At 33.9% G+C, this 23,861-nt stretch carries 21 protein-coding genes; 8 read left to right on the forward strand and 13 right to left on the reverse strand.

The annotated features are described in order from the left end of the window. The 13 genes from C0966_RS17170 to C0966_RS17230 form a co-directional block, all read right to left on the reverse strand. Complete coding sequence (locus C0966_RS17170) at positions 1 to 177, reverse strand: hypothetical protein (protein ID WP_274856967.1); 177 nt, start codon at positions 175 to 177, stop codon at positions 1 to 3. A 187-nt stretch (positions 178 to 364) separates the two neighbouring features. After that, a complete protein-coding gene (locus C0966_RS17175; RefSeq protein ID WP_274856968.1) occupies positions 365 to 508 on the reverse strand; it encodes a hypothetical protein in 144 nt (47 codons plus the stop codon). A 25-nt stretch (positions 509 to 533) separates the two neighbouring features. Then, positions 534 to 1,451 carry a hypothetical protein gene (locus tag C0966_RS17180; RefSeq protein WP_274856969.1) on the reverse strand — a complete coding sequence of 306 codons (918 nt, stop codon included), beginning with the start codon at positions 1,449 to 1,451 and terminating at the stop codon, positions 534 to 536. Positions 1,452 to 1,466: 15 nt separating this feature from the next. Further along, entirely contained in the window at positions 1,467 to 2,450 is a 984-nt protein-coding gene (locus C0966_RS17185; RefSeq protein ID WP_274856970.1) for a hypothetical protein, read from the reverse strand. Next, the gene (locus tag C0966_RS17190; RefSeq protein ID WP_274856971.1) at positions 2,443 to 3,972 is read right to left on the reverse strand and encodes an ATPase, T2SS/T4P/T4SS family; all 1,530 of its coding nucleotides are present in this window, start codon (positions 3,970 to 3,972) and stop codon (positions 2,443 to 2,445) included. The genes C0966_RS17185 and C0966_RS17190 overlap by 8 nt, the downstream gene beginning before the upstream one ends. 14 nt (positions 3,973 to 3,986) lie before the next feature. After that, the gene (locus C0966_RS17195; protein ID WP_274856972.1) at positions 3,987 to 5,147 is read right to left on the reverse strand and encodes a ParA family protein; all 1,161 of its coding nucleotides are present in this window, start codon (positions 5,145 to 5,147) and stop codon (positions 3,987 to 3,989) included. A gap of 16 nt (positions 5,148 to 5,163) precedes the next feature. Then, positions 5,164 to 5,937: a hypothetical protein gene (locus C0966_RS17200; RefSeq protein ID WP_274856973.1), complete on the reverse strand. Its 774-nt coding sequence runs from the start codon at positions 5,935 to 5,937 to the stop codon at positions 5,164 to 5,166. Beyond that, the gene (locus C0966_RS17205; RefSeq protein WP_274856974.1) at positions 5,934 to 7,418 is read right to left on the reverse strand and encodes a hypothetical protein; all 1,485 of its coding nucleotides are present in this window, start codon (positions 7,416 to 7,418) and stop codon (positions 5,934 to 5,936) included. Before C0966_RS17205 ends, C0966_RS17200 begins: the two co-directional genes overlap by 4 nt. Before the next feature lie 210 nt (positions 7,419 to 7,628). Beyond that, positions 7,629 to 8,213: an HD-GYP domain-containing protein gene (locus C0966_RS17210; RefSeq protein WP_274856976.1), complete on the reverse strand. Its 585-nt coding sequence runs from the start codon at positions 8,211 to 8,213 to the stop codon at positions 7,629 to 7,631. A gap of 12 nt (positions 8,214 to 8,225) precedes the next feature. Further along, positions 8,226 to 9,179, reverse strand: coding sequence for a replication-relaxation family protein (locus C0966_RS17215; protein WP_274856977.1), 954 nt, complete (start codon positions 9,177 to 9,179; stop codon positions 8,226 to 8,228). Further along, positions 9,179 to 10,078, reverse strand: coding sequence for a S1 RNA-binding domain-containing protein (locus C0966_RS17220; protein ID WP_274856978.1), 900 nt, complete (start codon positions 10,076 to 10,078; stop codon positions 9,179 to 9,181). Before C0966_RS17220 ends, C0966_RS17215 begins: the two co-directional genes overlap by 1 nt. 427 nt (positions 10,079 to 10,505) lie before the next feature. Continuing rightward, the gene (locus C0966_RS17225) at positions 10,506 to 13,166 is read right to left on the reverse strand and encodes a type IV secretory system conjugative DNA transfer family protein (RefSeq protein ID WP_274856979.1); all 2,661 of its coding nucleotides are present in this window, start codon (positions 13,164 to 13,166) and stop codon (positions 10,506 to 10,508) included. Beyond that, positions 13,156 to 14,454: a replication-relaxation family protein gene (locus tag C0966_RS17230; protein WP_274856980.1), complete on the reverse strand. Its 1,299-nt coding sequence runs from the start codon at positions 14,452 to 14,454 to the stop codon at positions 13,156 to 13,158. Before C0966_RS17230 ends, C0966_RS17225 begins: the two co-directional genes overlap by 11 nt. Positions 14,455 to 15,549: 1,095 nt before the next feature. Between C0966_RS17230 and C0966_RS17235 the strand changes: the two genes are divergently transcribed. From C0966_RS17235 to C0966_RS17270, 8 genes are all read left to right on the forward strand, one after another. Further along, positions 15,550 to 15,903, forward strand: a complete 354-nt coding sequence (locus tag C0966_RS17235; protein ID WP_274856981.1) for a hypothetical protein — start codon at positions 15,550 to 15,552, stop codon at positions 15,901 to 15,903. Further along, positions 15,896 to 17,254, forward strand: a complete 1,359-nt coding sequence (locus C0966_RS17240) for a cell division protein FtsZ (RefSeq protein ID WP_274856982.1) — start codon at positions 15,896 to 15,898, stop codon at positions 17,252 to 17,254. The genes C0966_RS17235 and C0966_RS17240 overlap by 8 nt, the downstream gene beginning before the upstream one ends. A 754-nt stretch (positions 17,255 to 18,008) precedes the next feature. After that, a complete protein-coding gene (locus tag C0966_RS17245) occupies positions 18,009 to 18,920 on the forward strand; it encodes a hypothetical protein (RefSeq protein WP_274856983.1) in 912 nt (303 codons plus the stop codon). Between the two features lie 749 nt (positions 18,921 to 19,669). After that, the gene (locus C0966_RS17250; RefSeq protein ID WP_274856984.1) at positions 19,670 to 20,230 is read left to right on the forward strand and encodes a hypothetical protein; all 561 of its coding nucleotides are present in this window, start codon (positions 19,670 to 19,672) and stop codon (positions 20,228 to 20,230) included. A gap of 479 nt (positions 20,231 to 20,709) precedes the next feature. Next, positions 20,710 to 21,570 carry a tyrosine-type recombinase/integrase gene (locus C0966_RS17255; RefSeq protein WP_274856985.1) on the forward strand — a complete coding sequence of 287 codons (861 nt, stop codon included), beginning with the start codon at positions 20,710 to 20,712 and terminating at the stop codon, positions 21,568 to 21,570. 127 nt (positions 21,571 to 21,697) lie between these two features. Further along, the gene (locus C0966_RS17260; RefSeq protein ID WP_274856986.1) at positions 21,698 to 22,282 is read left to right on the forward strand and encodes a hypothetical protein; all 585 of its coding nucleotides are present in this window, start codon (positions 21,698 to 21,700) and stop codon (positions 22,280 to 22,282) included. After that, positions 22,279 to 22,956: a hypothetical protein gene (locus tag C0966_RS17265; protein ID WP_274856987.1), complete on the forward strand. Its 678-nt coding sequence runs from the start codon at positions 22,279 to 22,281 to the stop codon at positions 22,954 to 22,956. Before C0966_RS17260 ends, C0966_RS17265 begins: the two co-directional genes overlap by 4 nt. A 22-nt stretch (positions 22,957 to 22,978) precedes the next feature. Continuing rightward, positions 22,979 to 23,842, forward strand: a complete 864-nt coding sequence (locus C0966_RS17270; RefSeq protein ID WP_274856988.1) for a hypothetical protein — start codon at positions 22,979 to 22,981, stop codon at positions 23,840 to 23,842. Positions 23,843 to 23,861 lie beyond the last annotated feature (19 nt).

Below are 23,861 nucleotides of genomic sequence, written 5' to 3' on the forward strand. Positions count from 1 at the left end.
TTAGTTATTAGTCGGAGTACCGCTTCCGTCTGGCAAGTTATCTACTTGGTTTTCGATTTGTGTTTTATAGTCATTAGTTTCTGCTCCAATCATGTTGTATCCAATAAAGAATAGAAATGCACTGATACAAACAGCAGTAATGGCAAGTCCTAAAAATTTTGCTAAAGAAGTATTCATTGATAAAATTCCTCCATTTTGGTTATTTAAATTTTAATTGATGCTCGGTTTTGAGCATGGTTTCATGTATGTTATTTTTTTCTTGCAGTGAGTTATAAACAACTCCAAAAATCAGAGTAACCATGATGATGACAATAGCTGCCATGACCATGAAGGTAGATAAGGATTTACTCATCTCGTCACCTAACTAACCACTTTTTGAAATATAGTCCGCTATCACATCGGAAATATCGCTCAACAGTAAATACATCCCACCAAAAATAAATGCACTTATAGTGACAGCAGTAATAGCGATTTTCATAAAGGTACCAAGAGATGTTTTAATTAGCATCACCTCCTCTAAAGTTTTTTGGATATTACATTTTTGAACTCTTTAAAATAAATGAAACCATGGTTACAACAACTAATAGAAAATTCAAGATAATAAGAAAATGGGTTGCTTTTATAGGGATTCCGAGAAGGTCCGTTGTAATTTTTCTTTTCCGTCTATAGTTCTCTATCTGTGTTTTGACAAACATATTGTGCATTCCTCGTAAATGATTAAGAGCGGTTTTTTGATCCACATCATCTAAGTTTTTCATAACTCCGATAAGAGCTTGAGCTTCTTTTGAATTTAGCTCCTGGCTAAATTTATCTAATGCTACTTTTGGTCCCTCATCATTACTCCAAATGGATAACAACATCGTTAAGGGTTTATCTAGAACAACAAAATATGGTTTAATATTACGAAGAATGTTATAAGTATTTATCCGATTTACCGTCATCATTTCTATTTCATTTATGAGAAGGTCGTAAAGCATAAATACTTCTGCATGTTTTTTTGCATTGTGATACTCAACGATTCTCTTCATGAGATAAACAAATAACGAAAAAGGGTTGCTAGGTAATACCAGAAAAAATAACACTACAATAAATATCGCTGCGACTAATGTAGTTTTTTCTGCTCTCCCGTTTACGATAATAGGGAAGATTACATAATAAATGCTTAAGAAAAGGATAAAGCTGCCCGTTATAAGATAATAACGAATTCCATTTAAACCGAATGGATATTGAGCTTTTTTAAGCCATTCTTCCGCTTTTGTGTTCTGAGAGCCATCAATAACCTTTTTTCTTACTTTTACCAATTGGGTCCTCATCCGGATTCTAGTTTGTAATCTCTCCGCTTTTGAAGTAAGTCCAGTATAGACAAAGAACCCTGCTAAACATGCCAGGAAGAAAGAAAAGAAATGAATCAAATAAGGAAGATACTTAAAAATCATTACTTCATTTTGCATAATATCTCCTTTCCACTACAGGTCGTTTTTCGGACGCTTTAGAAAAATGGATATGATGATCGAAAAAATCACTCCTAAAACACATAACAAAAAATTTAATAAGGTCCATTGGGTGCCAAATTGTAGTTTTGTCCAATCCTGAGCCCCAGATGTATAATATCCCAAAAGAAGGGAACCAATGAACACCGGAACTGTTACGTAACCGTTATAAACGGTATCAAGTGTATAGGATTTTTCTTCTTCTAGCATTTCTTCAGTTTCTTCCATTTGTTTTGATAAAACAATCAAAGCATTAAGTACTTTCTCGTTATATAAATAAGCCTTTAAAATAATACTTCCTAATCGTTTTGACCAATTGGTTCCCGCTGTATAAGTGAAGACTTGAATACTCTCCCTTAATTCGGTTTCATTACGAGATACCTGTAAATCAGAGATTAATTTAACTATTACTTTTTTTAATGACGTATTTTTCACTTCTTTTTGGGTTTCGGACAAAGCATGATACATATCGTAATGCATAGCATTGTAGTTTTGAGTTAACCTTTGAACGATATAAAGAAATTCCAAACTCATTAAATAACGAATTTTATTTAACCTTAAACGAAGAATCAGATATGGAATCAATGAAAGCAAAATTCCAAATATGACTGCTATTAAAATGTCACCAAAGACAACAAAGATAAAAATAGCAGAAATTACACCTAATAAGCCCGATAAAAAAAGAAAAACAGGAACATCATAATCATTTCTTTCATCTCTTGTTGTTTTTATTAGTAAGTTCAAATGCTTTAACAAAGGATTTTTATACGAAGTTTCTTTAGAGTAAAAAACCTTACTCCTTACTTTGCGAATACGATATTTATAGTTCCATTGGGTATATTTATTTTTTAATGAAGTGTACATTATGTTCTTGCTTGTCCATAATGAACTGGCAAGCAAAATACAATAAAGAAAATAGTCTACTCCTAAATGCCAGAACCAATGTAAGAGTTTATCCATCTGTGTCCTCTCCCAATAAGGTATCAATGATATGGTCCTTAATTTTTTCGTAATCTGACATAGGAGATACCTTCTCTTTTTGTTTTAAGTGATTGATTAATATTTTTGTATCTTTTAAACTTTCAGCGGCCATTAAGGTTAATAGATGTTTAGAAATATTCGACGAATAATAGTATCGATCTGTCACAGGGCTATACCGAACAAGGTCTTGGGTCCGATAAGTTCGTGATTTTTCATCCCATATAATTTCTGTTACCCCAACTACACGTTTTCTTCGTCTATCCCGGTCTGCGCTCATTGTCACGATAATATCGATATTTCTAGCAACCCGCTCAAGTTCATTTTCAAAATTACGATTCGGAAATTCATCTAAGATGTGTCTTGTAATCTGAGGTACTACATTTTCAACAGAAGTTAAATGATACGTTGAGTATGCACCCCGCTCTCCTCTTTCGCAGGCTTGTAAATAACCTTCTGTTTCCAAAGAACGGATTTCCCCTACCACGATATAATCATGTTCCATACGGAGTAATCTCGGCATGGCATGATGTAGATCTCCTTCTTTTGCCTGCACTTCAAAAATTAACCGGTCTTTAAACTGATTAGACAGGTTTAATTCGAAGTGTTTTTCCATTACTGCAGCAACATAGGAAGGATCACGTTCCCTCAACATGGTTTTCATAAAGGTTGATTTTGCTGAACGTACACGACCTGCAAAAATCGTATTGGTCATTACGCGAGCTAGAGCTCGGAAAAAAGGAACATCATCCGGTAAAATGGTACCCAAACTCGCTTGTTCCTCTAAACTCATGTTTTTAACAACAAACCGGCGGAACATTACGTAATTCTCTTTCCCTCGAGGTTTTTGAATCATGGTGATCCGGCTACCGTCTTCTCTTTCTATTTCCAATTCAGGAGTTTGTTCGTTAATGACAGCATCCTTTATCCTCATTGTAAATGCTCTTTTAATCCTCTCGACCGCTTCCGTATTTTCGAAAGTTTCATTTTGTTTTTTAAATTCACCATTAATATCAAGCCACAATTCGGTTCCTCTAATTACTGCAGCTTCGCTAGAGGGGATTTTATCCCATTTATGAAGGATGCTGACTCCCCAAACTTCATGAAAGATAGCCTCTGCAAGAGAATCGTAAAAACTAGGAAATTCCTCAGTCGTAATATTATGTTTTACTAATACCTCATTGATTTTGTTAATGAAATACGACATGGCTTGAGTATCCCCAATAACTGCTCTATGTTGTCTATCTAACCAGGTATTCTCATGTAATAATTCCATTTCACTCAAATCGACGTTTGAATCCTTCTTCGTATCAACTTCATCATCAATGATGATATCGTTTAATTCTTCTCTAACTGTTTGACATATTTGTTTAAATGATTTTTTTCGAGCGAAAGTTGTGATAAATTCTTGTTGTTTTAGCCCTTTGTCTGCGATTGTTTTTGATAACCATTCAGAAGAACTAAAAGGTTTTTCCAATCCTAATTCTTTAACTAAGTTTTCCAATTTTTATCACCTGCTTATTTACCTAAAAATGCGAAAAATTTTTTCTTCTCTTTTCTTTCAACAGCCATGTCCGCTTTTTCAGTAAGCTTACATTCTGAAATGATTAAGTTCGATAGTAAATCTATATTTTTTGTATAGAAGGAATCTGAAATATCATACAAAAGCTTCTTTTGAAATGCAGCCATAGCCCCGAGCTCTCCCATATCAGGTACGGTGGCAACCCTGGTCATATTCAATTCTTCTTCAAGGGCCTTTTCATTTATTAGGGTATTGCTTGGTTGAAATTTGTTGATCACAAGCATGAAGTCCTCAGATTTACCACCAACCGGCTCAATTAATTGTTGAAAAACGTAAGGGAAATATCCTCTATAACCTTTTTCCTCTTGGTTTGTTACAAGGAATTTTAAATTACTTGAAAGATAGGATTGAACAGTTGGTGCGGTATCAAAATGTGTGCCGGCATCGATTAAAATAACATCGAACACTTCTTGGGCTACTTTGATCAATTGTTCAATTTCAAAAGGCTGATAAAATCGCTGCATTTTTATATCACGATTTCCAGCAAGATGATAAAAAGATAAATAGTAAGAAACTGCTTCTGACAATCGGCCAGGTGTAAGACTATGTGTTTTTAGATCGACTTTTAGGTCATTAAGATACTGTCCGTTATAATGATAGAAATAATCAGCTGGATCCCAGCTATTCAAACTAAGAACCAACACACGTTCCTCCACTCTTTGAGAGAGAGAGCGAGCGAGATTAAGAACTGTGGTTGTTACTCCTGCTCCGCTGTGTGTTCCAAAAAAACTTATCAATCTTTTAGAAATGTAATCTTTCCTATTCGTAATTTGATTTAAGATCTCTTCTACTATTTGCTCGGAAGTAAGGAGTTCATGTAAAACTTTTACTTTATGAGCTGCACACAATCTCGTTACGGTCTTCATGATTAAATCACTATTAATAGAAGCTGGCTTATAAAATATAGGTTGGTCCGGGTATTTTTCACGAATCTCGGAAAGTTGTTGAACATCAAATATTTCTCCATCTAAAAGAAAGACGTGCACATCTAAGGTTGCGACCTTTACTTCATCCCAGAGTAAAGCAGTTTTGATTTCTTCACTCTTTTCGAATAGCTCTTTAAAAATTGTATTTTTTGAAATAACTACTATATTCACAATGTTTTGCTCTCCTTTATTGATAGGTAATGTATAGTTTCTTTCCTTTACCTAAAACTTCATCCATAAGCTTTGCAAAATCTTCTTCATTTAAAATGACTTCTATATCACTGATCGTTGAGGTTGCGTTAAGACGTTTATCTTGATTATTCCCTTCAGCTGCAGAAACTACTTCTTTATTCCCGGAGTCTTTTACGTATACAACCTTCACATCTTCAAGAAATGGTTTAGTATCAATATTTTGTGCATTCGGTAAAACTGGTACGTTGGATGATTGGTTATTTGCATGTGTTTTATCTCTACCAGTTGTTGAAGGGGTATTTGTAGCTACATTAGATGAGATATTACTTTTTTTTCCATCAGTGGTAACTAGATATAAGTCAATAACATCTTTTCTCCGAAGTGATCCTGGTTGTGCATAAATCATATCCTTTGTGATAGGGCGTATGGCTTCCCCTTTAGAGGTATTTGGAACAATATCATTAAAATCAACCATTTTGGTTGAAATCATAGAATTTCCAACAATATCTTGCTTTGAATCACGGCCGATAATCTTTTTAAGATCCTTTGCAAGAACAACATCCTCAATCAAAGATTCTTTTGCACGTCTTTCAATGACTATTTTTTCTTCAGTTATTTGTTCTGAACGTAAAATTTGTTCACCGGCTTTAACAACTACGACTTCTTCCGAATCGATTCGATCTTTAATGTAAAAATCATAGAGCCATATAAAGCCAATAGTGGCCAGTGAAGTAAAAATCCCTAATGTGATTTTTATAGAAGGCTTCATAAAGATGTTTCCTCTCCTTTTAGTGTTGTTTTTTCAAATGTAATTTTTTTATTGAATAAACCTTTCATAAATCCAATTCCTTTTCTATGTTTCTTTAAGAATTCTGTAGGAAGAATCTCTTCTAACAAGGGTGTTATATATGGCTCTAAGCGTTTGGAATATTCTTTGTAATCATTTAAAAAGACTCCATCATACTGTGCTTGGTAAATATCCGCTGCCGAAAAAGCCGGGAACAAAGTCTTTATTTTGTCACCGTACAAATCTTTTATCAGTGAACCCTTTAGGATCGCTTTATCAAATCGATTCCCAATTAGTGCTGACTTTTCATGATCGAGTAGCTTATAAAAGAAGGTAACCGATTCGTCATTTGATTCTTCCAGATATTGAAAAAGAGGTATATCTGGTTCAATAACAAAATATACGTAGTCTGCAATATCAAAAGCATCCTGAAAAATTTCGTATTGCCAGTCTGTTCCCACATCGATTATGGTTATTGTCGATTGGGTGGAAAACAGGACTTTGATTAATGTCTCAAAGGTTATGTCTTCCTCTTTGTAAATAGGCTCATTTTTAGGGTGCTTACAAACCACTTCCACATCACTTTTGGTCCATTCATACACACTGATTTGTTTAGTATCTACATACTTGCTATATTGATAGAATTTACTTCTGTAATAATTCGTATGTTTATGGCCAATAAATCGGTCATAGGTATAGGATTTTGAAAAAGGACTTTCAATATAAGTAGATCCAATCCCCATTTGAGTGAGTGTTCTAGCCAAAAGGTGAGAGACGAAGGTACTTCCGCTTCTAGCCACCGGGCTGCCAATCATAATGAGCTTCTTTTTAACCGGCACACCAACGATCTTCTCGGTATGGTTATGTATGTGAATTTTGTAATCCCTTTTAACAATATTTTTGTTAACAACCTTTTGAACAACCTTCTTTTCAATTACTTTCTTAATGATTGGTTTTTCATCTGGTTTTTCTTGCTCAAATTCCTCTTCTTCAAGTTCTTCTAGGCCCTGTAGAATGGGTGTCGAAGCAACTAAAAACTTTTCAACTCTTGAAAAGCGGGGCTTATCCTTTAATTGTTCAATAAATTTAATTAAATCAACTGAATTAGTATTAAAGATGTCCATAACACCAATACTTACGAGTGTTGACAATAAAAGATCGCCTTTTGGTCGTTCACATAGCAATACCACTCGTAAAGAATCTTCATATTGGATCCGAATATTTCGAATTAAGGTAATAAGCTCTTTGTCCTGCTCTTCTTTCTCATGAAAATCACTATTTAAATAGTGGTCATGAATGATGAGAATATCTGGTTTCTCAATATTTAAAATTTCAGTTAAATATCTTCGATGCAAAACTTCATGTGATGAAATTAAGAAATCCTGTGGATGATCCTCAAAGTTAAGTTTAAGAAGTTCCGAATAAGATTTATCTCCTACCGCTATAAGCACTTTCTTTTGCATGACTGTTCACTCCAAAATAAAAATACCCGAAACTCAGACTCCTAACTTAATAAAACTTGCTAGAAGTCTAGTCTCGGGTATTTCCCGTTATGTATGCAATTGTTAAGATAAAGTCTAGTAGGGGCGCCCCCTAATTGCTTAGGGGACATTAAAAAACTTTAAGAAAGGCTGCTGCCTTTAGTCTGATATTAGCATTTAAGTCTATAACTTTCAAGCACCATAATGAAAATTTAAATGATATTTTATTTCTAAAAAATTTATATAAGAATCCACTAATTCTGGATCATAGTGCTTACAGCTAAGGGAATGAATCTCTTGAACGACTAAGTGTTGATTAATCGGTTTTTGGTAAACACGGCCATATAGCATAGTATCATATGTGTCAACAATTCTTATCATCCTTGAAAGGAGCGGAATTTCCTTTCCTTTTATTCCGTAATAACCGCTCCCATCCCAATTTTCATGATGATAGAGTACACATTTTGAAAATTCAGATGGGAGATCCTCCATTTTTTCAACCCATTGCTGCCCATAATCAGTATGCAATTTAATCATTTTAAATTCCTGTTCTGTAAGTCGACCTTCCTTGTTTAATAATGCAGAAGGTATATTTACTTTCCCTATATCATGGAGAAGACCTAGTATAAATATCTGTTCTGTATTTTCCATTCCCATGAATTTTGCGAATTCGTATAATTGATCTCCAACTCTCATTGAGTGACGAAACGTACTTAAACAGTGTTCAAATAGCTTTTCAATTAACATATGAGAGTTTATTACAGTTTTTGTCGTCATGTTTCACTCCTTTTAAAATTCTAGCTTAATTCTCTTAAGCTTTTCCTTGTTAGGGATGTAAAAGGCGGTGTTAAGACCGTCTTGTAGCAAATCTTCTTCTACACAAACCCATATATGAAACGGATAGGTATCGAGCATAATTTGTTCATGGATATATTCTGCAACAGTAAGAGTAGAAGTATAAATAACGACAAATCCAATATTGTCTGGAAACTCACTTACTGGAATATTACCAAATTTTTCATAAACTCTTTTCCACACTTCAAGTTTATCTCTAAAGTAACCAATAAAGTTTTGATTCATTTGAGCACGATCAATTAGGAAATTTACATTCCCTTGTGGTGTTTTGATTTCAGCAGCACCTAAAGGGAATTTGAGCCTTGGATTGTCAGCGATGATCGCATTCCATTTCCATTTATTGACGATTTTCCTTTCTATCATCTGGCAACGGAGTTCATTCATAGCGACAAACCGCTTGATTCCTCCGATGCCATAGTTATCCCAACGATTAGGGTCCATAAAGAAATCTTCGTTATAGAAATGTTTTAACAGTTTGTATCCAGCTACCCCCAAAGTAAAGGGTGCGGGTGGTTTAACCGTATCTTCCTGCCCTCTGATACGTACTTTCCATCGATCAACTAATCCGTTTGTTCGGAAGCGGTCTAACCTTTTTGAAGTTTCCGAACGGCTCATAACACTTATCATATATCTTCTTATTTGATCTTCGTTGGCACAAATCGAATCGCCTAGTACCTTCAATAACATAAAATCGGTGTCGTCTATCCTACCCCTTTTAAACAGGTCTATAACTCCCTCTAGAGTAGTATAAGGATAGTACTTACTTGGCAACACCTTATTACCTTTGAGAAAGGGGTGATCCCAAAAAGGTACTTCGCCTCTTTTCGTTGTGAATAAGGGGTATTCTAAGTTGTCAAATTCAACTTGTTCTTTTTTTAAGACTTCCATTATTCAAACAAGAAAGCTCCAACGTCTTTGCGTTTCTTTTTACCCCTTGGATAATTCACAATTACTACCTTAGCATGACGATTCTTCCGGTCAATACTACGTATTCTACATGAAACAACGTCTCCGACAATTGGCTCTTCAAGATAAGAAGGTTTGATACCTTTTACTTCTAATCCAACATCTAACTGCACGAAAATTCCATGTACCGGATCAACGCCACTTATTACTCCGGCTACAGTATCCATATCCTTCAAACGTTCAAGCTTTTTAAACGGATCCTCTAAAGTATGTCTGCGACTAACTTGAATTAAATCGTTTTCCTTATCGAAACGAAGAACTTTAACTTGAATAGTTTCACCCCTGTTTACTTGCTGTTCAATTCTTCGGCCACGTTCCCAGCTCCAGTCATTCGGAAGCATAAAGCAGTCTGCTCCATTAATTCGAACAAACACTCTCCGGGTTTTCGGGTTAAACCCCCAAACCACACCTTCAAATATTTTGTTTTCTAATTCTCCACTTTCTTGTAATGCCTGCAGATCCTCATAGAATTTTGCTTTTTTGATTTGGTCGGCTTTACGAACACTGACAACAGCTGCTTTAGCTTCCAAATCTAAATGATCAATCAAAAATTCTTGGATAGATCCTGTAAAACCATTTAAAGATTTAAATTCATAATCAGAAAATTCGTTGGCAGGACAGTAAGCATGAATCCCTCCTTCTAGCAGAAAGAGTGCAACCTCCATTTCTTTTTCAACGTACTTACCTTCTTCCAATACTCTTGCTTTTTTAGTACCTACGGATGTAATAACACCTCTGACGATTTCTTTATTTCTTTTCATCCGAGCAAGGTTTTCTAATTGCTCCTCTGTAGTCCATGATTGAGTTAATACCTCAGTCATTTCGTATCCTCCTAGTAATATGATTCAGGATTAGCAAACAAAAAAGAACGACCTCAAGCAATATAAGCAGTCATTCAAAACTACTTATAGCTTGGGTCGTTCCCATTAATTGTATAAAATTTTCGATCTTGCTATCCTTACCAAAAAGTGTATTACACATTAAAATTATTTTCAACAGATATTTATGCATTCATGTTATTTATTTATGATGACAACTTAATTAAAAGAAAAGTTTGTCTTTACTTGAAACTTACCTATAGAGTCACAATTTAAAAGGAAACTGGTGCGTTTCTAACTTTTCATAACTTGTGCTGTCCGATGTTGCCAACATAATATTTTTGAATTGCTCAAAACCTTCATTAAGATTGTATTGTTGGAAGTCGCTCTTTGACAAGATAGCCTTTTAATAATCTCCAGCTAGTGAATATTATTCTTCATAATCACTATAGAATTTGGCGGAAGCCACTTCTTTAGAAGCAGGAACCTTTTTGACTTCCTTTAAAATTTCGTCTGCAAACTGGAGTTGTTCTTCTCCTAGTTCGGACTGCTCGGGTTTAACATCAGTCTGTTGTATAGAAGTTTTGTTACCCAAAACACTACTGAAACTAAATGGTTCCAGTTCATTACCCGGTTTAGGAGATCCCTGGATGAATTTATTTTCTATTGTGTTTTTACTTTGATCTTCTACAAGGGGAATAGATTGATTTTCTTCTTCAATCGAAATAGACTGAGGAATATTCGGTTCATCCTGTACGATTTCTCCCACATCTTCTTCCTCAAAATAGTAATCAACTGGCTGTTCCGCTACTGGATAACCAATAAGCTGCTCTCTTTCCTGATGTGTTTTTGACTGTTCTTCAGTAGAAGGAAGTTCATTAGTTCCTGTTGGCTCCTCTACTTCTTCTATACCTTCCTCTATGAGAAATGGTTCCGATACAATTTGGTTACGATTTGCAAGCCAAAGTTCCGCTGCTTCTTTATCAACCTGAACAACTGCTTTTTTAAACTCCTCTTTCGGTACAAAGTTTGCATCAATTTGTTTAACCGGAATAGGTCTGTTATTCGCTACAATTTTAACTGCACATTGGAATGGTTTCTGATATATAATATCGGCTGGTGATAGAATAGCTTCTTTAGTCTTCTGATAGCTACTCCCAACCCGTAACGATGGTTGTTCCTGTAATGGGCTAACCGCTTGTTCACTTAAGCTTTCTTCAAATCGCTCTTTTTCTCCAAAGATTTTTGAGAATAATTGTGCATCAAAGTCCGGTATATCTCCATAGACCATTTTGTGCCTCAGAGTTCCTAATAAGGTGTGCATATACGTTTCGCCATATTTATCGGCCAGCTGCGTAACAGTTTGAGCGACAACCGTAACAATAGCCTTATATTTTCGTGATTGAGCGGGAAACTCTCTAAAAGGGTGATAGATATAGTCTGGAAACTCATCTACTAAAATATGGTGAAAGGTTGATACATTAGGAGATCTTCTAAATACTGCATTCTGTAAACTTAAGAGAATGAGCTTTCCTAAAATATTAGATAATCCCCCGAGTTCTCCCTTAGCAGTATTCACTAATAACACTCCGCCCATTTCTAGATGTTTATCAAAATCGAAATTTGACTTTCCGAATAATACACGTCGAATCAGAGGGTTAGCTCCGATATCATTTAAGATGTTTCTCAGTCCTTGAACATATTCAGCTTTTGCATCATAATAAGCGGGTTCGTTACGATATTCTCCATGTTTAATCATAACCGGGAGCATTGCTCCGCCCGCTCTTTCCATTTGTGGAAGTAAGTTCATATCAAACCATTCATCAATTTGTTTTACTATTGCCCAGTGATTACGTTCGTCACGATCTTCAATGAAATCAATATTATCTGGAATAGTCTCTTTCAACTTCAGATGCATTCTACGAACTAGCTGTGGATTGTCATACATCTTTAATAACATATCAAAGGTTACTTCTTGTTCTGGATCATGCAACTTCAATAAATAAATATAGTGTTTCAAGTGGTTACGCTCAGATTGTTGGAAGAAGAAATTGCTATTTCCTCCTTCAGCCAATCCTTCAATAACCATTGCGAAAGCCTCTGCAACTTTGTCAACAGGCCCTTGCATTGGATTGATACTTGGTGTATTCGGATTAGTCGGGTCAATATAAAAAACGGATTCTTCCGGAATTCCATGAGCTTTTACCAACTGAAAAGCTTTTTGGCATAAGTCATTCGAGGGCTCAATGACACTTATTCCATTCAAGTACTTACCTTTCACCTCTTCGGTGTGATAATCTTCCCGTATATAAATTTCGGGATAATCATTAATAAAACGGGTCATCCAGTGCAGATCCTGATTTAAAATAGGCAAAACAAGAGCGGCTGTTTTACCAGTACCTATACTTCCAATGATAATGTTATTAAGAGTTCGGTCTTTTCCTGGCTGAATTAGCAATTCTTTTGTATCTGATTCAGGACCTAATACAATATCTGGCCATTGTACTGTTGTCTCCAACTTAAACCATTTTTGCAAGAGAACGTTGCTGAATTCAAACTCATTAAACGCTTCTTTCAATTCAGCGGAGTATTGCGAATACTGCCCGCTTAACCAAAGGAGCAACATAAGAGTTACAGCAGTTGGAATAAACATAATTGTTAACAACAACGTATTCGTATCCCCTACCGCTATTGCGTGCCAAATATTGTTCACTTCCATCATGTTAATCCGTTCACCTAAATATGGCAACAGTGTGTTATAAACAGGGGCCGAAATTAACCATAGGTAATGAAATGTAATTCCGAGGAACATATTCCAGAACCATAAACGCCTCCAAAATGGAGTTTGATACCTTTTAAATTTCGTGCTCACTAACCAGCCTACAATTAACCATAAAGCAGCGAACAAGAATCCAAAAAATCCCGGTTGAGTTGAATCACCAAAAAGGATAAAACTAGGGATTGCTCCCAAAAATTGACCGCTCATTAAAAAGAAATAATTAAAGGTCGAGCGTAAGGTAAGAAATAAGGAAACGATAGCTAATAGCGACATAGAGATAACGGGTAGTTTAGGAAGGAGTTTATCTTTCATATAAAAGCACTCCCTCTTTCTTATATTGTGTAACTGTTTGATAAAACATTGGTGATTGCTCAAAGTTGTTAGCTAACTGTTGACTTGTTCCAAACATAATATGGTTTAACTGCTTTCCTAAATGGTCATTTTGAAGTTCTTCATTTTTACGATATATCGCCAGGATTTTATTTACCTCTGTTTTAGCTTTAAACCTCTTTTCATTTCTTAATCGATTTAAATACTCAATCTGGTCGAGGCATTTCACACTTCCCTCTTCCATTATCTTAATTAAAACAACATGGCCCTTGCTGCTATTCTTGCTTTTGAACAGAAGATGACTATCCGCATAAAGAGAACGATCAACATCTGGTAAATAAAATTCATCTTCATTCAACCGTGCAATCTCGTATTCGAACGTAATGTTCATCTCCAACAATGAAATTATGGCTTCGATTTCTCTTGAGCGTTCCTCAGGGGAAATAGGGTAAATCCCCGTCATGATATTCGAAGCAACTTGAATTGCTCTATTCATAGAGACCACATAAAAAAATAAATTTGAATGTACATGAACGTTAGCTCGAATTATTGAGTCTTTCACGCTCGCTATCCTACGACTACGGTCCATTCCATACTCTTTTTTGTAACGAAGAGCTTTATCCGTATCATCTAGTACAACAAGTAAGACATGATAAATTTCGTCCGGACGCTGACTAGCGTACTTAACGTACTTCCCAATTTTTTCTTCTATCATGCTCAAGCTCTCACTACCTGTATCCAATTCAATGTTCAGGAATCCGAATTCGTTAGATAGAATCCAATCTGGCACCACCAATGGAAACGCATCAGAATCCTTTTCTAAATATGGAAGAGTAGATGGATGATGAGAAACGATATTCCTCTTATTCTTTTTAAATTCCACTAAAGTTCGAATCACAACATCCCGAGTAGCAAAGAAATGATCTGTATTAGCAGTAGGAACCATAATCTCTTTATAACTGGTATCTCCTTTTGGAATCATTTCTTCATTTTCTAAAATTTTAACTCCTTGTCTTCCTATACGGTAATAAATCATTCCGAAAGGATTGTTCATATAGTTCTTAGAGTGCACAACGTTTAATTTTCTCCAACGTTTCAGCTTCTTTTCTGTAGTATCTTTGCTGATTCCATAAAGCTCCAGGCAATAAAACTTTAACTGAGACAAAGATAATACTCTGTGTTGCCAAATTAAATGTAGAAGTTCTAAATCAATATCGGTTAACCAAACACCCCGCTTATCCCTTCTAATTTTATACTTCTTTCTGAGCAACTACCCAACCTCCTTTAAATAAAAAAGAAGTACCCAGGATAAACAAAGCTAGTCATAGCTTTGAATAATCGAGGGTACTTCCCTTTAGGTCTATTTGATTTTCTCTGAAAGTATATCATTTAATTCTTTAAAACATCAATACTATTTTTGAAAACCGAGTTGAATATTTATGAGTAATATACAAGATTTTATTTGTGTAAAACCGTCATGTTAGATAGAGAAAAAATTAAAAAAGAGGAAAAATTAGGGTACAAAAACGATATGGGGGAAATGCGGTTACTGGTGATGACTTATTCCCTAAAATAGGGGTCTGTATAACGGAATGAAGTCTGTGTTTAAAATCGACCAAAAACCCTTCTCTTATATGGCTTCAACTTATCCGCTTATCGGACAATTTATAACGGATACATTAACTTCTCCGTTATAACTTATCCGTTATAGCCCTGTTTTTTATAATAAACTAAAAGAAAAAGAACTAAAATCATTAGATTAAATCATTGAATAGAATATTGAATATTTCTACGAATCTACTAACGAGTTACTTCCTCTCCCCCGTCTTTTTTTAGTCTTTAAAGACATCAATCCCACGGTCACTTTTCCATTTTTCCACTTATCCAGATTTAATAAAACCTGGAACCGGCTGCTGTGAAACAACAAAATTAATTACGAAAAATATATTTATAAGATTGTAAATTATTTTGAGATTTTTAAAGAAAAAAAAACCGAAATAAAGATGGGGCAACACTTTACTTCGGTACTTTGACATGACTAAATAACCCTTCCCAGTTCATACAAACATATCTTCCTTACATTCTATGCCATATGAAAATAAAGTCGTATGTTAAAAACCTAGAAGACTTACTTGTGTACCTCAATTAAGGTACACAAATAAAGGTGTGACAGCCAAGACAATTAAAACTATATATATATCAAGTAATTTATTTATGGTACATAATTGAGGTACACAAATATAAAATTTTGTTAGTTTAATATTGATTTTTCATTGTTTTATTTGCATTAATTTAGTTAATTTTCTATAATGTACCTTAATGGTACATAATTAAGGGTCTTTAAGGTGCAAAAGGTGGTGATAGAATGAGTGAATCATTATCTGTAAAGACCAATTATAAGGATTTAGATCAACTAGAATACGATGAGGATACTTTACGTTTTTTAAGGAAAAAACTTGATGACTTTACCATTGATGTATTTAGGAAAATCGTCAACGAAAATAAACTACATAGAGGTTTAGTTAAGACTAGGCTTGAAAATTTTCATAGTATGCGAAAAAGATACGATGCCGCCTTCTTAATATTGGAATCACAAGGGTTTATTGAGAAAAGAGAAGATGGAACGGCTACTCCTTATTTTGTAACTATCCGAGGTAGGCAATTAGGACAACTCTTAAAACAAGAAAAATTAGAACGAGAGGAGCATTTAAATGATTAAACCATTTGTTGAAAACGAAAAACTTGGAGCAATTAAAGCCTTATTATCACCTCACTTACTTTCAGAGGAAGTAAAAACAGAAATGAATCGTTTCCCTTCACAAGCAATCATCGGTTTAGGACAAGGTGGAGGAAGAATTGCAGCCGAATTATCTCGCTTTGGATTCCCTACCTTTTTACTTAATTCTTCAAAGTCAGATATGGAAGAGCATAAACATTTAATTCCTGAAGAACGCAGAATCTTAACCCTTAGTAAAGATTTTCCAGAACTTGAAGGAACAGATAAAAATGCTCAATTAGGTTTCCAAATTGCGAAAGAAAATAAGGATTTGTATGCTAAAGTTGCTCTTGACGACGCGATTCAAGATGCTGAATTTGTTTGGGTATGTGTAAGTTTAGGTGGAGGAACCGGAAACGGAGCTTTAAAAGTTGCGTTAACATATTTATCGAAGGTAAGGGAAAATAGAGCTTTACCGGGTGGTAAGATTCCATTAGGGGTTATCTGCTCCCTTCCTTCTTCAGACGAAAAAGGTTCTGCCTTTAGAAGAAATGCTCTTGCAGGAATAAGCGTTATTCAACAATTAATGAATGAAAACAAAATGGGAACAGCAATTGTAATTGATAATGAAAAAATAAAGGACTATTATGCTAACAATCCTTTGAAAACATATGGTGGAACAGAAATTGATGCAAAATCTTATAGCAATATGGTTATTTCAAGTACATTAGCGGAAATTTCTACCCTTCCAATAATGGATGGCCGATCAGTTTTTGATAAAACAGAATTTCTTACAACACTTTCTACTCCTGGTTGGCTTTCGATTTCGAAACATAAAGATCTTCAAAACGATGATAATATTGAATCAGTTATTAAGAATTTGTTCAACAACAATGAAGTACTCGCTAATTATGAAGTCGAAAATGCTATTACAGGTGCAGTTGCAGTTCTTTACCCATCTAATAAAAACATCACTCCGAAAATTGCAGACGATGTTTATAGTTATACATCTAACTTATTGAACACAAAAGTAAATTTATCTATCGCGAAAAACTCAAAACTGAAAAATCTAACACTTTACGGTTTAGCAGTTTATCCAACCCCTTCCACTCGTATTAAAGAATTGAAAGAAGAGTTAAGCTATTGGGAAAAAATCGAAAAAGAGCAGGAAGAAGCCAAAAAACAAGCAGCTTCAAGTATCGGATTGGATGAGTTTAGCAACTTCTTCTCATCTGGAAACACAGCTTCAGCAAGAAAGAAATTGACGTTAGAAGATTTGGGTGAAGACTTCGGAGAAACAGACACCAAACCAAATAAAATTAAGGCGGCTGACTTAGAGGATCTTGATTTTTAAGATTTTTGTTTAGGGGCTGACTCATAAAGGGTCTTTCCCCCTCCAACAATGACAATATATAGAATGGCTTATTGTTTGTCTATATGTTGTATTGGAGGGGTCTGACCCTTTGCTTTTGAGTCAGCCTCTTTAAATCTATATTTTTCATTCATACTCCTCCAAAAATATACTGTCCTCACTGTTAATAGTAATATACAAACCAAATTATTGTTGAGTCTACTACCTCCTAGTTCTTTTAGAGATCTGAGTTAGTATAAATATGGATTAAAGTTAATAAATTTCGTTCACGTCCACTAAAAAATCAAATACATTCATCGTCCGCGGACAACATCGTTATATAACGCTAACAACCTAACAAAGTTTCTTATCATTCAAGTTCACTCAATGACATTCTCAAATACATCAGAATCAAAGAACCTTTGGTATGATAGGCGCTAACAAATCACAGACGATATACAGCGACTTAGTCTTCTTAACGTTTTATTGCATTCGAATGAATTCATTATGATTTTGATTGATTCAAATACAGACGAATTATTCATTTTCGAAATTGAATGGTTGAATTTCGATATTAATTGCAATCGCTGTACATCGTCCTGGTAGAGTAGCGTTACCGCTACGAATCGTCCGGAAGGGGGTAGCGCCTGTTAAATCAACATTTTTTGGTTGATTTATTACTTTTTAAAGTGTAAGATTTTCAATAAAGACTGTAGAAATCTACAGTAGGGGGGTGAATTCTTTGGAGAACACTGATATGAAAAAGTTACTTAAAGAAGAATTTGAGAATGATCCCATTTATCGGCTTGCTATTCTTAATGGTTTAGAGGATAGTTTATTTACTGAAAACATACTGTCAATGCACAAAGAAATCTCATATAGTACGGTAGAAGCAGGAAGAATAATTGAACGCTCTGATTCAACAATTAGAAATCATTTTCGATCTGATTTAATAGAATACATAGCACCTGAGAAATTCGGAAAATACTATCGGTTAAATTATAAAAGTGTCTTTCGTCTGCATCTAATTTTTTTGTTAATGGAGAAAGCATCAAAAACAACAGTAGATTTGCTGGCTGAATTAGGTATGCAACCATCTATTCAAATAGGCGGGAATATCAAAAGAATTCCTCGTTCCAATAGTCGAGAATTGCAGGAATGGAATCAGCAAAAAGAAGAAGACCAAGACTTAATAGAGGACAGATTAAAAAATTTAGAACATGCTATGAACATCCAAAGTTTAATGCTGAACATTCTTAAGTATGAAAAGGATCTTGCAGACATTGAACGAAAAATAGAAAATAGGGAATCTGCCATTAATCAAATAAAATCTGAATTTCATATGAGATACCTGGAAGAGAAGCAATCTCAGTTGCTTACGAATTCTCTTAAAAAGACTATTCAAAAACCTTCTTTTTTCGGGTTGTTTAAAAAAACGGAAGAAATTGATGTACAACAGATTTCGAAGCAGATAGAAGATAATTTAAAGGAGAAATTCGATAGGGAAGTACAATCGAAGATTAAGGAACATCAAGATGAAATTGAAAAATTGAAGGCTGAGAAAGAAAAGATAAATACCTCTTTATTAGAAGAGAAAGAAAAATTCTCTAGAATTCAACTGGAATCTACAAATTCTCCTGATACAAAATTAATTAGTAACCCCTCTTAAAATATAGTTTGAAAATTCAGAAAACTTATTTTATAATGGTCTAAAATAGTTCAATGAATGAGGTGAATATATGTTCCTTTTAATGAAAGAAAAAACAGAAAGAACACTTAATAATATTGTTGTAACTCTAACAACCATAGCTTTACTTGCTGCGGTGGGAATTACTATCATAAATCATCTATAAAAGGTCCTTCTCCATACGGAGGAAGGACTTTTTTATTGCAAAAGGCTTGCAAATATGTGCCTTTGAAAGGTAGAATTCCTTAACAGCTTCTTACTTCAAAACAAAAAGATTTTAGGGTACATTTATACCCTAAAAAAATAAAAGAATCAATTCAAAAAAACTCTAGTAGCTAAGTGTTAAGTAATAAAAAAATGTTGATAGCAATTAAAAAATGGATCGTTTGGCAATTAAGAGTATGCAAAAAATACTGCATAATCACTGCTTTACATGGAGTGGCGGGCATGATAGGCTCTAGTGCCTGCAAAGCTTTTAAGGGCCGTCCTTTGCAAGAATTCATGTCCGCAGAGGATCCATGTCAAACATTGAAGCAGTGAAAATATATACAGTTTGATGATACACTTATTTGCCATTTACTACATTTTTTAATTGCCAAATACAATAAAAAAGTTGTTTCAATTAAAAAAGTCGTTTAAAAAATAATTATAAAATTATGTGCTTGAGAGTCTTATTAGACAGCTCAAGTACTATTTTTTTGAATTCATAATAAGAAAGGAGCCTGAAGATTGTGGTAACAGAGTTTTTAAATGAATTTCTTAAAAAAAAAAGTGGGAAAAAAGGATATCAAATAATCGGAAAAGGTAGATTTATTTATGGTTTTCTTCTACTAGTTATACTCATCGCATTAATGATATCTTCTACCTACTTCGAAAATATTATATCTATCTTGTTCACCCCCATAGTTTTTTATTTACTGTATAGAGTAAATAAAAAAATTGATCTAAAAATTAACGAAGCAAACAAAACATATCACCGTAAGACTAAGGAGGACATAAGATATTGGATTAAGAATAATCAAGGGTTCAACCATTCTAGTCAATATAAAGAGTTTGCTAATTTATTACAAATTGAAGCCGATAAAAAGAAATTGACATACAATTTAAATACTCTAGTCACACTTTTTACACCTATTTGGAGTGCAGTAGTAATACTCATAGTAAGAGAACATCCAGAAGGATTATATATTGTTATGTTTTATGCTCTTATTTTTACTGTTGTAGCACTAAACACAGGGATGGCACTTAAATCAATTTTAAGTATTTTTTTGATGCTAAGTATGAAAGAATAATATATTTAAAAAGTGTGGTGCTAGAGATTTCCATTGAGGAGAGCTGTTTGGAACATAGAAAAAATAATTTAGTTGAGAAATAAAAAATGAAAATAAGAAAACTTGCTATATTTGCAAGTTTCCTTTACTTATTGTTGAGATATAAAAGTTGCTTTAATTTGTGGGAACCCTATTAATACATAGGTTCTTAGCCGATTTTTTAAACGACATTATTATCACTTGTTGTCCGCTAAAATCTGATAAAAAGGAAAAATTAAACGACTATTTGTTGTTATTATCTCGAATGCTCTAACTCAGCTATATGGGGGTGGGGCGTTAGAATAAAACAACATTATTATTTCCAAACACTAAGGTGATTCTAAGCCAGGGAATAAATAAAAGCAATAATTATATAAAAAATTATCGTTGTGAAGAAAAGGAGAATACGAACATACAATCGAATAGGTGTTATATAATTTTTTAAAGGAGGGGAGTAGGAAATGCCTTATGGATTTATAAGATATATCGAAAATAAAGGATATAGTTCTGAAACTGTTCGGAGTTATGAAAAAGTTGTAAATCAATTTTTCGCATATTTAGGTGGGATCTATAAAAAACATAAGGAACCATTTCAAATTTCCCCATCTGATATAAAAAATTACCTTGAAGAACAAAAGGAAAAAGATAAAAGCATTTCAACGATTAATAAAGAACTAGCAATACTTAAAACTATGTTTCATTATTTTTGGGAAATTGATAAAGTGCCGGTTGATCCAGCTGTTAAAATAAAGAGATTGAAAGTCAATGAAAAGCCTAAAGTGGAAGTAACTATTGAACAGATAAAACAAATACTAAAAAAAGTCCTCTCTAATGATGCCTATTCCAAACTTAGAAAAGCCATTTTTTTATTGGCGACAAAAGGACTAAAAACGTCCGATTTTCGTTTTAAAAAAGATGATGTAGTTGATTTTGTAGAAAAAGACATTGTTGAAATAAAGCTTAAGAATCGCAGCATACTTTTGAAAGATGAAGAGGCCACTTACTTTCTGGAATACTTTTATGAAACTGTTTTTAACGGAAGTGAATATGTATTTACAACTAAACCTCATGGAGAGGAATATGGTGGACCAATTCAAGTAATGTCTATCCTTAATCATCTAAGGGCTATATCTCAAGATTACTTACCGGCTGAATCTCAACCATTAACGTTAATATCCATTAGAAGAGCTATTGCATATGATCTATACTTAAAAAAGGTTCCTATTCAACAGATTGCGAATGATCTTGGAATAAAGGAAAATTCAGCTTCTAACTACTTAAAGCATTTAACCGAAGGAACGTTAGTCCAAAAAGATACTTGAAGGGGAAATATTGGTTATTGTATAATTTGATTCATCAAAATAAAACTAATGGGAAAAACCCAGGACAAACATATCTCTAATTAGGTATGTTAGTTCTGGGTTTTTTGTGTTAAGGAGGAGTCGGAATGTGGAAGATATAAAGGTATTTAGAAACCTAAATAATTTAGCTATTGCTGCACTCATAAGCGAGGCCGAATATGACATTTTTTCTGTGGAACCAATATTAAAAGTACCATTTGACCAAAAAAAATCCTTTTATTTAGCGGAAGTTATTAAAGATTGCAATCTTAAGGCATTTATTGATTTTGACTTAAGAAAGGGCCAGTTTACAATCCATTCACATTCCGTTTTAAAAAGGTTAAGGCAACAATGGTATAAAGATAATACGAAGATATTTAGCATGAAATTAGATCCTGATTTAATAACTCTTCAATCGATAGTGATGTGTATTAATTTATTTGGAAGCCGAAAATTAGAGAGCATATCCATTCCAACAAATATAGAAAAGGAACACATCAAAGCAATATCTTATTGTATTGAACAGCATTTAAATGTTCCGGTGATACCAAGCCCCAATCAAATTAAGATTACAAATATTCCTCGCTTTATTGTAGCAGCCATTGATGAAATACCGGCCATCCATAGTGCTGAATTAATCAATTTTTTAACTGAAAAAGAGAAAAAAAGGATTATGGAAGGTGCTTCATTATGAATTTAAGATTCAAGGCTATGTTATCTTTTCTTGCTGTGTGTGTATTTTTAAGTGGTTGCTCTGGCGATAAATTTACAGAAGAAGTTAAAAAAACAGAGGCTAAAAATCAAGAAATAAAAAAAACGCAAAAAGAAAAAGAAGCAGTTGATAATAAAGAACTAAAAGAATTTTATGAAGATTTAGAGAAGCCTTTAGACGAAGTGATACAAGAAAATGACTTTGATACTGTTAAAATAATGGATTCTATAAAGGCAACCCAACAAGATCATTTTCAAGATGGAAAAGAATTTGCAAAGTATGCTGCCCAGATTCTTTATCAGTTTTATACACTTCAAATATCGCCGGATCAATACTATGAATTTTTGGTGAAATACGGAAGTGAAAGTGTAAAGAAGGATCTCCCATCAAAGGAAGATGCCTTAAATATCTTAACTAATTTACAGAATATGTACAAAAAGCAAAACATGAATGGAGAGAACTACGTTCTAACAGAAGTTACATATAACCGTTTTAAAAGGGAGGGGTGGTTTTATAGAAAGGTGTTAACCACAAACGGAGAAGAATACTACATTACAACAATAGTTAAGGAAGATGAAGGTTGGAAATATGAAGATGATAGTCCTTCTCCACCTTTTGAAGAAATCGAACAAACTGAACAATCATTTTCTAATTAAATCAAAAGGAGTTGTAAGAATATTGCAAACTGCATTACAAAATAATATATTTGAATATACCGACAAAAAACTAAAAGCTCATCTACAAAATAACGAAGACTTCAACCGAGAACTAATCACAATGTTTGAGTTTTATAAAACAATGCTTTTTGAAAGGGTCAGCGACTCTGATAAAGACCGCCTTGAAAGAGATTTATTTCAAAGTATCAAATCTCAAATTTTTAATGGGTATTTTATGGCCCAAGAATTGCTTAATAGTAAAGAAACACAATTTGAGGATCAGTGGTTCCAGCAATCGGAAGGTATGATTGCCCAACAACTACCTGAAATGCTTAGAATAGCAACAAATGATAATATCGACGAAATTATTACTCTTGAACCACTAAAGGAGCTTACTAGCTGGCTTGTTATTAAATATGAAGGAGTTTACCCTTTACTAAGAGATATCTCTTTAAATACGGCATGTATGGGAGCAAAATGGTCATTTATCGATGAAGCAAAGAAAAGAGGAGTTACACCATATCAACCTCAATTCCCAGGAATCCTAGCTAATGTCGATGATGTTGTATTTATTAACCCTCAAACTTATTTAAGCTGCGATATAACCAATGAGTCTAGTGAACTTTGGACAGTAATTACCTCAAAATATAACGGATTAGATAAAATAGCAGAAGTCACCTTAATAAAAGTACCAAGTAACGAAAAAGTAGAAAGATATTATATGAATGTTAATATGAAAAATAGCTTATCGCTTACCGAGCAACAAAACCTAGTTGATCATCTAGCCGCTAAACTAATGGTTACGCAGAATCTTGAAAGAAATCAAATTATACTCGCTGCTGCTTCCGTAGAGGCATTTTATGAAATTAATAACAATACTGATTGATTACCTATTAACGAAACAT

The sequence above is a fragment of the Bacillus methanolicus genome, from assembly GCF_028888695.1.
GTDB lineage: Bacteria > Bacillota > Bacilli > Bacillales > Cytobacillaceae > Bacillus_Z > Bacillus_Z methanolicus_B.